The organism is Arcanobacterium canis (assembly GCF_029625435.1).
GTDB classification, from domain to species: Bacteria; Actinomycetota; Actinomycetes; order Actinomycetales; family Actinomycetaceae; genus Arcanobacterium; species Arcanobacterium canis.
Genome location: NZ_CP121208.1, coordinates 1408196 through 1421005, shown reverse-complemented (window position 1 = coordinate 1421005; position 12810 = coordinate 1408196). Strand labels below are relative to the sequence as shown.

The 12810-nt window shown below is 53.0% G+C and carries 10 protein-coding genes; 2 read left to right on the top strand and 8 right to left on the bottom strand.

The genetic code is table 11. The features are described 5' to 3' along the window. The first annotated feature begins 192 nt into the window (after positions 1-192). Positions 193-585 carry a hypothetical protein gene (locus P7079_RS06360; protein ID WP_278012443.1) on the top strand — a complete coding sequence of 131 codons (393 nt, stop codon included), beginning with the start codon at positions 193-195 and terminating at the stop codon, positions 583-585. Positions 586-841: 256 nt separating this feature from the next. Here the strand turns inward: P7079_RS06360 and P7079_RS06355 are convergent, their stop codons facing one another. The 7 genes from P7079_RS06355 to P7079_RS06325 all read right to left on the bottom strand — a co-directional run bounded on the left by P7079_RS06355 (position 842) and on the right by P7079_RS06325 (position 9306). After that, complete coding sequence (locus tag P7079_RS06355; protein ID WP_278012442.1) at positions 842-1066, bottom strand: DUF2283 domain-containing protein; 225 nt, start codon at positions 1064-1066, stop codon at positions 842-844. 288 nt (positions 1067-1354) lie between these two features. Beyond that, positions 1355-1957 carry a response regulator transcription factor gene (locus P7079_RS06350; RefSeq protein WP_278012441.1) on the bottom strand — a complete coding sequence of 201 codons (603 nt, stop codon included), beginning with the start codon at positions 1955-1957 and terminating at the stop codon, positions 1355-1357. Positions 1958-1973: 16 nt separating this feature from the next. Then, positions 1974-3155: a histidine kinase gene (locus P7079_RS06345; protein ID WP_278012440.1), complete on the bottom strand. Its 1182-nt coding sequence runs from the start codon at positions 3153-3155 to the stop codon at positions 1974-1976. A gap of 68 nt (positions 3156-3223) precedes the next feature. Continuing rightward, positions 3224-3967 (bottom strand): ABC transporter, encoded by a 744-nt coding sequence (locus P7079_RS06340; protein WP_278012439.1) that lies wholly within the window; start codon positions 3965-3967, stop codon positions 3224-3226. Continuing rightward, on the bottom strand, positions 3964-4905 hold the full coding sequence (locus tag P7079_RS06335; RefSeq protein WP_278012438.1) for an ABC transporter ATP-binding protein: 942 nt from the start codon (positions 4903-4905) through the stop codon (positions 3964-3966). Before P7079_RS06335 ends, P7079_RS06340 begins: the two co-directional genes overlap by 4 nt. Before the next feature lie 894 nt (positions 4906-5799). Continuing rightward, positions 5800-5985: a hypothetical protein gene (locus tag P7079_RS06330; RefSeq protein ID WP_278012437.1), complete on the bottom strand. Its 186-nt coding sequence runs from the start codon at positions 5983-5985 to the stop codon at positions 5800-5802. A gap of 534 nt (positions 5986-6519) precedes the next feature. Further along, positions 6520-9306: a class I SAM-dependent DNA methyltransferase gene (locus tag P7079_RS06325; RefSeq protein WP_278012436.1), complete on the bottom strand. Its 2787-nt coding sequence runs from the start codon at positions 9304-9306 to the stop codon at positions 6520-6522. Between the two features lie 216 nt (positions 9307-9522). Between P7079_RS06325 and P7079_RS06320 the strand changes: the two genes are divergently transcribed. After that, positions 9523-10245: a hypothetical protein gene (locus P7079_RS06320; RefSeq protein WP_278012435.1), complete on the top strand. Its 723-nt coding sequence runs from the start codon at positions 9523-9525 to the stop codon at positions 10243-10245. A gap of 127 nt (positions 10246-10372) precedes the next feature. Here P7079_RS06320 and P7079_RS06315 read toward each other — a convergent pair whose 3' ends face one another. Then, complete coding sequence (locus P7079_RS06315) at positions 10373-12736, bottom strand: glycogen/starch/alpha-glucan phosphorylase (RefSeq protein WP_278012434.1); 2364 nt, start codon at positions 12734-12736, stop codon at positions 10373-10375. Positions 12737-12810: the final 74 nt, after the last annotated feature.

Sequence of the window (12810 nt, the reverse complement as noted above, 5' to 3'; positions counted from 1 at the left end):
ATTCAGTGAAGGTGAACCGGACGAAGTATGTCCAGCGCATCAGCTCAGACTTCAAGCTTCTTCACGACGCACCATTTAGCTCCCCCGTTAGCCCTTCGAATTCTCGAACGGTGCTGAATGTGCAGGATTCTTCGCTGTTACCGGGGGCTGGTTCGTCATGTAAAATTGAACGGGCTGGAGGTGATGTTGCGGATGAAGCCGAACTCGGATTGGAAATCACGTGTGTTGACGCTTGCGTTGCTTGCCGGCGGTGCGTTTGTCACTGCTCTTGGAGTTGAGGCAATCAGCAGGCATGTGGATCTTTCGCTGTGGTTCCTCGTAGTGGTGTGCGTGATCTATGTGGCGGCTTATCGTGGCGTGCGTTCTCTTGCCACAACGGTGACGGGAGCACGTGGCTTCATTCTTGACGCCGTGATGAGCATCCCGCTGGGATTGCTGTTCGCCACTAAAGAGCTCGTTCTTCCCGTCACCGAGTGGGGCTGGTCGATGTTTTTCAACGGCGTGTTCATCGGCTTCTTCGTCATCTTCTTCACCAACTACTTCTACCGACGTCACCCCCGGAATACCACGGCAGATGACGCCTAACCAGAGCGCATCGCTTGAGGCAAGCCGATGAGTTCGTCACGGCCGTTGCGGATCACCTGAGGAAATGCATTACCCTCACAGCAGCATTTGCATCGCGTTACGCTCCGTCACCAGACGATCAGACGACGTCGCCCCGAAAAAAGAAGCTGTAACCAGAGCTGATCGCGTGACCACGGCTACCAGACCTGCAAAAACACCAGAAAGTCATACTTTAAATTACCTAGAGGTTTTTAAAGAAAACACTATTTGGCAACGATCAGAGATGACACGCTTCATTCAGAATATCTTCACGTAAACCGGCTGAGGCTGAGAGTATCTCTATCCCGAGAAGGTATCCTTCGCTATCAACATCTATCGTCACTTGTGTTTGCCCGTTAGGGGTCTCAATGAATGATACCTGCGAAGACGCCTCGTTTGGTTCAATGCTTTTACCGAAAGTGATATAAGCAGCGTCGGCTTCTCTGTCATATGTTAGATGCATGAGTTTCAGCTTTCCGTTACCGTGATAATGTTTCCGGTTTTGTTAGCCACGATAATACGAATCATCTTCTTGCCTTCACCGTGAGTAAACACTGTTGAATTATGCGTTTACCATAAATTTTGTCGTCAGTGTTAATTTTTGATCCGTTTTCATCAACAGTCCAAGACGCTGTAAAGGTTTCTACGGCTCGGACACGGCGGGCTGAAGTGGGCCAGATTTCCCCATCCGCCTAAACAGAACAAAACCCGGACCACTTCGCTATAACCCGCGAGAATCTTGATGAAATCATTAGAGCCAGCCGTTGCTGTGTGCGATGCGCGCAGCTTCCATCCGTGTCGTCGCTCCCGTCTTGCCGATCGCCGACGAGAGATAGTTACGAACCGTTCCCGGCGTCAGGAAGACGCGTTGTGCAATTTCTGCAACCGGCAATCCCGTCAGTGCAACGCGTAACACCTCCTGTTCACGTGTGGTGAGAGGATTTGTCCCAGCGAACAAAGACTGTGTTGCTAGTGAAGGATCAACCACATGACCTCCGGCATAAACATCACGAATCGCTTGTAGTAACTCCTCGACAGGTGCGTCTTTCAAAATGAATCCATGTACACCCAAGTCCAGGGCGCGGCGCACGTACCCGGCTCTCCCGAATGTTGTCACGATCAAGACTCGCACCCCATAACGACGAAGGAGCTCATTGGCTGCGTCGATACCACTGAGTCCAGGCATCTCAATATCAAGGAGGACGACGTCGGGGGTAAATTTTTCTACCGCTGCGACAACTTCATCCCCGCGCGCGGCTTCGCCAACAACCTGAATGTCATCCTCGAAAGAAAGCAAAGCCGCGAATGCTCCGCGGATCATTGCTTGATCGTCAGCAATGAGAACTTTGATCATTGAATTGCTCCGTTCATCAGTCGAGGCCGCGATTTGGTAGGGCGTGCGCCATCATTTCCACAGTGACTGTAGCGCCGGGGTCATTGTAAAAGTGTACGTGACCTCCAGCGAGAGTCACGCGTTCGAGGATCCCACGAAGACCGTTGCCTGCAGCTGAGCGCAACGTACCGGCGTCACCAGCAGAAACTGATGGGTTACGCTCCGCATGAGGAGGCGTGACGTCAGACCGCACGTTGTCGCAAAAATCGGGGAATCCGCGCCCGTTATCGTTTATCTGTAGCGCACATTCCGAGATTTCGATAGTTACCTTACTAGCATCTGAATATCGAATAATATTGGTAACACATTCACGCACAATCCATGCGAAGAGCTGTTCAAAACGTGTGCTAACGCCGTCGTTGATAACCTTCACCGCGATTCCGGATTGTTGCAAGGCTACCTGGGCATCATTTAATTCTTGGTCTAAACTTCGCTCACGCAGGCCCGCAACAGTTGCGCGCACTTCAGCAATCGCTTCTCGCGAGAGAGTGGAAATCTGCGCTAACTCAGCGCGCGCTGCTGCCGGATCTTTCTCAAGGAGCCGTGAGGTGAGCTCAGATTTCAAGGTGATCACAGTGAGGGAATGGCCAAGCAGATCGTGAATGTCACGAGCCATCCGATCGCGTTCTTCGAGCACCGCGAGCCGTGCTTGCAGCTGGATTTGCCGATCGCCTACATCTTCTAAGAATCGTGTACCTGCAGTGATCACAAAAACTCCGATCGCGCTAAAGATATACCCCCATGAAGTTTCTCCCAGCCAAATCAGAAAAATGGTGGCCGCAGCAATAAGCACTCCGCCCAACCACATTGCTAAACGCAAAGGTACCCGAAAATTCCACACCGGCAACACAAAGTTGAGGTAGATAAACGCTTGCCATCCAATGATTGGATACAAACTCATTGCAATAAGTGCCAGAATCACGCCAACTGCGACGCCGCTGCGCACTTTCATCTCTGCTTTGAAAATAATTGCCTTAGCGAACAAATACACATAGATCGCAATGAAGCTAGCCTCTCCGAGCAAACCCAGGACTCGCTGATGCATCTCCAAATCGCTACAAAAAATGAAAACGATTGAGGGAATGAGCAGGGTTAACCAAAAATAGGACATGACGAGGGGGACGATCTCATCCTTCGTCAAGTGTTTGAAATAATTCATGAGCGTGTTTCGAGATCAGTGGGGGATGGTTAAGAGATCAGCAGGGAATGGAAGTTATTGATTTCCCGTCAGCGGTTTCGGGATCGGTGTAATCCCCACAGCGCGAGCACTGCGAAGAGGACTGTCCACGCCACGTAGTTTGCCATAGCGAGGCTTAACGATTCGTGATAAAAAGTGCCATTCATTGTTGAAGCATTTCCGCCTGTGACGGGATTTCGCGCGAGTACGCCAATTCCATAGAGAGGAGTGAACTTTGAGATAGTCAGCATCGTGCCACCCAACGGGGAGAAAATGTTACCGAGAAAGCCGAAAACCACCAGCAAACCCGCTGCGATCGATGCCGCCGTCTCGGAGCGTAGGAGCAATGCGACGCCCAGCCCGTACAGCGCGAAACTTGTGACCAACACGGCGATCAACACAAACGAGGCTGCCAATCGTGCCAATGGCGCCTGCGCACCCATTGCTTGCCCCACGAAGAACAGTGCAAACAGGGGGAGTGCTGCCATCACGAGAGCGACGACGACGCGGTTGCGTAGCATGTGGGTGTCACGCAGTGGCGTAATCGCGAGCTGACGACCCCAGCCGTTCACCCGTTCCATCGCCACCGTTCCGGCGTAACCGACCACTCCAGTTGCGGCGCCATAAAGAGCCATATTGATCAGCACCATCGCGTTGACGTTGCCGTGCCCTAACGGGAATTTTCCATAGCTTTGTACCGCGCCAAACACGATATACAAACCGATGGGGAGGACGACGGCGTAGAAGATGTTCTCGGGGCTTCGCAGATAAGATTTGAGGTCAATAGCAATCATGATCGGTCTTTCAGGGTGAGGTTGGTCGTAGCTTTTCCGGTAGCAGTTTCTTTCGCAAGGAGCGTCTTAAAAGCCTCGTCCAGATCCGGCAATGCGATCTCAAGATCGTGAGCGCCAAAATCTAGCAGCATCTTCGCTGCGGCATCTGACTGTGCATGGGCAATGTGGATAACGTCGCCGTCGAAACGAGCGTTGAAATGTTGCGTGAGCTGCGCACGTTGCTCGTCGCTCAACGCACCCCGCGCGCTCACGTGTCTGATTCCAGCAATATTTCGGACTTCGTTCGTCGGGCCGTCGGCAATGACATGCCCGCGGTTGAGCATGATGATACGATCTGCAAATTGCTCCGCTTCTTTCAGGTAGTGCGTTGCAAACAATACCGTGCCTCCATCGCGGCGGTATTGAGTGAGGGAAGACCAGAATTCTTCCCGCGCAGTAGTATCTAAACCAGTGGTCGGTTCGTCCAAAATCAGGAGCTCGGGTTGGGCAAGCAGAGCCAAGGCAAATCGCAACCGTTGTTGCTCGCCGCCTGAAAGTTTCTTGATGTACCGTCCACGCGCGTACTCCAGATTCACCTGGGCAAGTACCGAATCCACATCGATCGATTTGTGATAAGCACAGCCGATGTACTCGATGACTTCGTATGCTTTTAAATCTTGGCGCAAACTCGCCGATTGTAAAACTGCCGAAATTTTTCCAGCTTTCACTGCTTCAACCGGAGCCAATCCGAAGGCGATGAGCGTGCCGGAAGTTGGAGTTGTCAGCCCGAGGAGGATATCGATCAGAGTCGTTTTTCCCGCACCGTTTGGTCCGAGCAAAGCCACTGATTCGCCGCGCTTTAATGCGAAAGATACACCGTCAAGTGCGTTGATGGTGGTGTGGGTGCTGCCGAAGGATTTCACAACCTCGGTGGCATCGATGATATGTTGTTGGTTCATGTCTCTATTCTTGCTCAGTGCTTGCGAGCAATACCATCACCTGGCGTCACAAAAAATACATGACAGATGTCAGGAGCAATGCGAAATCTAAGCAGGATGTGGGTTGCGAACAGCGCGAATGCCAGGACACGCAAGGGGGCGTGTGTGCCACCTTTGTAACTAATGCGTTTTCCCGCAAAAGTGTGGGTTGGGCATTATTAGATTCGATGTGCAGCGAGGCACTACCGCTGTAAGCAGTGAACCAGGCGATTGTGTGTGCCAAGGAAATAATAGGTCTGATTCACCATTCAAACCACGGCTCGCAGTATGTGAGCATTGTTTGTTACGAGGGATTGGCTGAACACGGTACCGCTTCATCCACCGGGATGGTCGGAGAATTCCTATTAAGGTGGGTCCGGGAAAGGGCGTTGGCTGTGAATTCAGCGTATTCGCTATACCAGAGGGTGGGAGGAATGAACACTCATCGTTGCGATCCATTATGATTTTCTGTTTGGGCGCTTGCAGGGATCCTTATCTGCCGAGTATTGCGAATAGCAACTTCTAACTTGGTACTGATGTTCGGTGGGTATCAGTTGGGTGCAAGATCCTTGTAGGAGTGAACCCAGCAGTGGTTTGCGATGCACCCACTTGGGCTTTGTGGCCAAAGTTGAGTACAGACAACCATCAGTAGTCAACTTTGGATACGAAAGCGTGATTGTTGAACGAACCCCGCGAGTCTTTGTGAATTGCGAAACTCCAATCTCTGATCAAGGGTGGAAACTCCATATCTCTGATATGCCAGAACAAACTCAAGAAATACTTTCCCGCGTAGAACAAACTGCACTGAGATGAGATTTTTCTTTTGAAATTTCTCCAATTGTACGGTGAACTAATAGTAAGCTTAGGAAAGTAGAATCAGTGAGGAAATTTTCCTTGGAGCTGTGAACTTTTTCTTTTTCTGGCATCCCACTCAGCGATCACAATCCCTGCAAGACCAATAGTAAAAGCTACACGTGATGCCCATACCAAGTCTGCTGAAACCCAGCCTAGAGCAATAATAAACAACATGCTGATAATCGTGCTGATAAGAAATTTGTTCATCAGTTCTGTTACTTTCCTGAAATTGCTTTCCAGTCGCAACCCGAAATACCTGTTAGCCCGACAATGGCTAGCACTCGTGACAGCGGCAGCCCAACAGCAGGAATACCGGCTGCGCCCAGAGCTGCTAAACATTTACCCCAAGCTCTTGATTGTGAGATCTGTTTCGGCGTCATTTTCCCTAGAGCAGTGGTGCAAATAGTTCCTCCAGGGCAAGGAGCAAATCCCACAGGGGCGGCTTGTGCAACGTTTATGTGGAGCATTGTTACACAAAAGCTAAGCGCTATGGCAGATAAAACTGACACTGCTCATTTTTTCATTTTCTCTATTCCTTTCTGATGTATCAGATATTGGAGATATTACGCGCAGAATCTGAGTGAAAACAGAGGTTTATCGAAATTGTGTTTAGCTTTTTTGCATACCTGGTCTGTTTTGTGACACTGTAGACCGGATACCATGAGGTAGTCTGGGTTTTCCTCGAATGAACGATCACGCCGCTAGGGTTGCCTCGTTTCCTCATCGCATCTTCTCACGCTGCTACGCTTTGGTGGCTTCGCTGTAGAGTTTGAAGAGGTGGGCGACGACGGCTTGCTCATCTAGGCCAGGCGAGAGCCCGTACGCTTTCTCGACGACGGCGTCTAGGGCCTTGTGAGCCTTGGTCAGTTCGGGGTAGAGCCATTCGTTGTCTGGATTGTAGAGATCCGCGAGTGTCTCTTTCGGGTACAGGGCGCGCGCATCGAGAACAGCTTGTCCAGCTTGCGTAATAATGGACTCTTCCGCTGGCGAGAGATCGGGGAAGACGAAGGTGTTGTAAACCAGCGTGTTCGCGTATCTATAGTCGCTCTTTAAACGGCCAGCAGTAATTCGCATCCACGCATTGTGTGCTCGCGACATCAGGATTCCAAAGATAAACCGAGAATCTGTAGGGATGAAATAAATTTGATTTCCAGGAATCATTCCATTATTTACAAAGCCGAAGGGAATATACTTTCTCCGAGAAGATGTGACGACAGGAATTGCGATATACGTTCCGTCTTTAAATTTTGATGTTGGCCTCAGTAGATGCGGACGGTCTGCCAGTTTGTAAGCGTCTCCAGTTTTCACTTGGGTTAGTCGCCACTCATGATTGGCGCGAACATGCTTCAACACCTCAGGATAATCCCGAAGCTGAGCAGGCGCGGCGTCTGCCAGCCACAGGCAGTAGCGGTCCTTGCCGTTGATAAATTCTTGCCCCATGGAAAATGGACGAATCCATTTCGCTGATTGTGGCTCAACATCGAGAAGATGATCGCGTTCCTCTGGTTCGAGAATAAGGTTTTGCCCGTCAGTAGGTTGAAACCCCTTCGCCATGTAAGGAACGGAAGACAGCGGCTTCGACCGCTTCGTCACGAAAACGTTTGGGGCGGGCGCAAGATAAGCGTTAATGTTCGCCGGATGATCGACGTTGATACCCTCACCGGTGTACGTAACGAGCGTCTTGCGTTCCCAGTGCTCGTAGCCAAACCCCACAATCACGACGTGAACATGCGCAGCGTCGGTCGATTCGTTTGACCATACGAAAGTTTGGTGTGCGAAGTTAATCGTCACGCCGGCGTCGAACAATGGCTTCCACAGCGGCTCCACCTGCTGACCCTGCGTAATAGAGTTCGTGGACACCAAAGCAGCCTGCGTGCCTGAACCTTGCATGAAATCAGCAGCAAGTTTGAACCAGCATGAAACGTAATCAAGCACGCCGCCAGCCTTCCCCATGATGCGAAGGCGGTCTTCCTTCTGCTCGGCGGAAAGATTTGAATATCCGATGAATGGTGGATTTCCGATAATGTAGTCGCACTTGCTGGGCGGAATGACCTTACTCCAATCGGTGCGCAAAGCATTGGCATGAACAATGTTCGCCTTGTCAGCGAGCGGAAAATCCTGAACCTTGCCGTACACGATGCTCTCAGCCTCGGCGTTTGCCTGAAGCTCGGCGATCCAGAGCGCTGTTCTCGCCACGTTGACCGCGAAATCATTAATCTCGATGCCGTGGAACTGCGAGAGTGAAACCTTGAGCGGAGAAATTGAATCATCTAAAGCGAGCACGCCCTGATCGTTTTGCAGCTCGGAGAGGATCTTGTTCTCCAGCTTTCGCAGCTGGATGTATGTTTCGGTCAAAAAATTACCGCTGCCGCAGGCGGGATCGAAAAAATGTAGGGACGCGATTTTGTTGTGGAGCTGTTCAAGCAGCCCTCGTCGTTTGCTATCACCTACGTTCGGTGCGTTCAAAATTTCGTTCAGTTCTGCTTTTAGGCTGTCAAGGAAAAGCGGATCGATCAGCTTGTGAATGTTTTGCGGGGACGTGTAATGCATACCGCCTGCGCGGCGCGATGCGGGGTTCAAAGTCGATTCGAAGACGCCGCCGAAAATCGTTGGGCTGATCCCGGACCAGTCCGTCCCTTGACTCACGTCGCGCAGAAGAAAATCAAGGATTTCCTGCGAAAAATTCGGAATTTCGACGTCTGCCTCAAAAAGTCCGCCGTTGACATACGGAAACACCTTGAGCAGATCGGAGGCGTACGGATCGCGATTGGCGTCGGGAGTTTTCAAATACACAAAAAGTTCCTTGAGCGCCGTGCGCGCGTACGAAGGGTGCGCATTCTCCAAATAGTGGTAGAAAGAGTCCTTTGCGAACAATCCGGCGTCCTCGGCAAAAAGTAAGAAAACCAGGCGCACGCACAGCACGTTCAACGAGTGGCGCGATTGCGGCGAATCGGGATCCAGGTATTGCGTGCGCAGCATATCGTAGAGCTGGCCGATAAGCTGGCCTGCGTCGAGGGAAACCTTCTCTTCGCGACGACGGCGAATCAGTTGCGGGTCAATGAGGAAATCCAACAAATGGAGCTGCTCAGGTAGCTCGGCGAGACGGAACTCAAGATAGCTCTGTGCAGGATGCTCATCGTCGAGGTCGTGGATACGGAAACGGTCGAAATCGCAGACGATGATTGTGTCCGGGCGTTCTGAATTGCGCAAGGAATCCGCATACCGCTTCGCCTGATCAAACGGCGTGACCATCACGCCTTGGCGCATCTGCGGTTTATCGAGATCGACGCCGAGCGACTTTTGCTCGATCACGGTCTTCGCGTCGCGGATTGTGACGTCGATATAGCCGTGCGCGTTCGTTGCCTTCTCGAAGCGGACGTTGGTTGTGACGTCGTCCATCCCGATAACATCGCCGAGCAACTCAAGCCAAAACGAGGAAGTATCGCCCTTCTCGTAGCCGCGGCCAAACCACTTTTGTGAAAATTTGCGGGCGGCGCTCTTGCGCTGAGTCGGAGAAAGAGGCGGCATAGAGATCTCCTCTGGAAAGTGGCGAAAGAGCACTAAGTGGATGGTAGCATCACGAAAACTATACCCCGCAAGGGGAACGGAGATGTGGGTCTCGTACCCGATGTTTTCTCGGTGGCAGCGTCGTTAACCGTGCGCCATTGTCACGTGGATTGACTAGCCTCGTCACATATTGAGAAAATCTCTCAACAACTCGACTTCGGCAATCCAGGAGGAGAAATGGCTGACACCCCAAAGTTCAACATCGGTTTCCAACCCTGGCCGGTCTCGCCTGATGCGCAGAAGCAGGAATTTCCTCCGGGGATGTTCCACGTGTTGTCGCCTGAGTCGGATCGCGCTGCGGTGTTTTGGTACGACTCGAATGTGTGTGCCGAACTTGTGCCATGGATGGATATTGCAAAACCTTATGAGGGACTCACGCTCTCTGTTTTCCTCAACGAAGACGCGATCGTGGAGCGCCTTGCTGGTGCGCTAAGTAGTATTCGCACGGAAGAACCCGAAGTGCTCCCCGTCGGTGACGTACTTGTTCACAACCTTGGTGACGGGTCGTCTGTGATTCACGCATGTATCGGGGATGCGATGCTCCGTCTGGTCCAAATCGAAAACGTGTGTACGGTGGATGATGATGCCATTGCGGATGACGATGCTGAATTCCACGAGCGAACCGTTGGCAAGGTATTCAACGTTCTCACTGCACTCAACTCCGGTCCACGCTGGTGGACTTACGGTGGACGCCTCCTCGTCGGAGAAGACCTCCTGGTGTACACACCGGATGTCCAAGCGAGCAAATTCCACGTGCCACTCACCGGCGACGATATCCCCGAAGTTATTCGATCCCTCGTGCCAATGCTCTGGAACGCCGGCGAACCAATCGAAGCGAAACGTTACAAGGGCCTTCTGTTGACCGGTGGATGCCCGGAGGGTGAATGCACCTGTTCATGACGCGCGTGCTCTGACGGCAGACGACCCGTGCTTCACGAGACCCGAAGCAAAGAACAGTGGTGGCTAGGTCATTTTCTTCCCTAGCCACCACTACAACATGTCAGCACACTTGCCGACGGTGCCTCGATCAGATCGCTTGCGGGGTCAGCTTCCACACCTCGCGTGCATAATCGCGGATCGTGCGATCCGAGGAGAAGCGGCCGGATGCGCAGATGTTGATCCACGCCATCTTCGCCCATGCGCGACGATCTGCGTAGTAATCAGCCGCCATACGGTCCTTCGCCTCGCGGTACGAAGCGAAATCACCGATCACGTAGTACATGTCCGGGCCATCCCAGCCGTTGCCTTCGTAGAGCGACTTGTGGATTGCTGCGAACTGGCCGGTGCCACCGTCGTCGAGAGTGCCATCAACGAGAGCCGAAAGCACACGCTGCAGACCTGGGGTGCCAGCAGCAACCTCAGCCGGGTTGTAGTTCGCCTTGAGCTGCGGCAGCTCCTCTTCAGTAGCGCCGAAGATGTAGGCGTTCTCGTGGCCGACGGCGTCCACGATCTCCACGTTTGCGCCGTCCATCGTGCCCAGGGTCAGTGCGCCGTTCATCATGAACTTCATGTTCGACGTGCCCGAAGCTTCCTTACCGGCCATCGAAATCTGCTCGGAAACATCCGAGGCAGGGATGATGTGCTCAGCGGGGGACACGTTGTAGTTCTCGACGAACACAACCTTTAGGCGGCCAGCCACATCGGCGTCGTCGTTGACCATCTGCGCGATCGTATTGATCAGCTTGATGATTGCCTTCGCCATGACGTAGCCCGGTGCAGCCTTCGCGCCGAAGATGAACACGCGCGGCGGAACGTCAATGGACGGGTTGTCCTTGATGCGGAAGTACAGATCGAGGATGTAGAGCGCATTCATCAGCTGGCGCTTGTACTCGTGGAGGCGCTTGATCTGCGTGTCGTAGATCGCCTCAGGGTTGATCTCGATGCCCTGGCGATTCTTGATCCACGCAGCAAAATCAACCTTGTTGGCGTGCTTGATCTCGTTGACGCGATCCAGGACGCTCTCGTCGTCGGCATACTTTGCCAGGTCAGCGAGCTTGTCCAGATCCTTCACCCACGCTTCGGAGCCCGAAAGCTCGGTCAGCAGTGCCGACAGGCGAGTGTTGCACTGGTGGAGCCAGCGACGCGGGGTTACGCCGTTCGTCTTGTTGTTGAACTTCTCCGGCCAGATGTCGTGCCAATCGTGGAGGGTGTCGCGCTTGATGATCTCAGTGTGGATCGCGGCAACACCGTTGATCGAGAAGGATGCGTAGCACGCAATCCAGGCCATCTTCACGCGGCCGTCAGCAACCGGCGCCATGTAGTCGATCTTGCCCTGGTCGTAGCCAGCCTCGGCAAGCTCAATGCGGAAACGGCGATCGATCTCGTTGACGATCTCCAGGATACGGCCGAAGAGCTGAGCGAAGATCGACACTTCCCAAGTTTCCAGAGCCTCAGCCAGAACCGTGTGGTTCGTGTAAGCGAAGGTGTTTGACACGATCTCCCAGGCTTTTTCCCAGGTGTAGCCGTGCTCGTCGAGAAGAATACGCATGAGCTCCGGAATCGAGATCACCGGGTGGGTGTCGTTGAGCTGAATCGAGTTGTGCTCAGCGAAACCATCGAGTGTGCCGTACTGCTTGAGCTCGTTCTCCACGATTGCCTGAAGCGATGCGGAAACGAAGAAGTACTGCTGGCGAACGCGCAGAACTTTGCCTTCGTAGGAGGAATCGTTGGGGTAGAGCACGCGGGAAATATCGGAGACCTTCTCACGTTCAACGATTGCGCCGGTGAAGTCCTGAGCATTGAAAGCGTTGTAATCGAAGTCGTTGATCGGCTCAGCCTTCCACAAGCGAAGCGTTCCGACGTTCTTCGTGCCGAAGCCGGTGATCGGCATGTCGTAGGGCAGGGCGCGCACTTCGAGGTCGTCGAACTTCACACGGCGCTGAGCTTCTTCGCGACGGATGACGAAGGGGTAGCCCTCTTCCATCCATGAATCAGGCTCTTCTTCCTGGAAACCGTTCTCGAAGTACTGCTTGAACAGGCCATAACGATAGAGAATGCCGTAGCCGCGAACCGGGAAATCCTGCGTGATGGAGGAGTCAAGGAAGCAGGCCGCCAGGCGTCCCAGGCCACCGTTTCCGAGAGCAGCGTCATGCTCCTCTTCGAGGACGTTGGAGAGGTTCTGTCCCAGATCTGCGAGTGCTGTGCGCGCATCCTCAACGAGTCCAAGATTGGAGAGATTGTTGTACAGTGCGCGGCCCATGAGGAATTCGGCCGAAAAGTAATGCTGCATACGGGAAGCGTTGTAACGCTCTTCCGTGGCCTGCCAGTTGTCGGCGAGAGCGGCGACAACGGTGGTGGCCAGTGCCTGCCAGTATTCCATCGAGGTGCCTGACATCGGATTGCGGCCTGAGACCGCGCGCACCTGCGTGCCGATCAGGTTGGAATCGAACATGTTGCTCCTTTTCAAAGGACGAGGTGGCGGAAAAAATTTTCCGCGATTACCACGCTCCACAATACCTGCCGCGA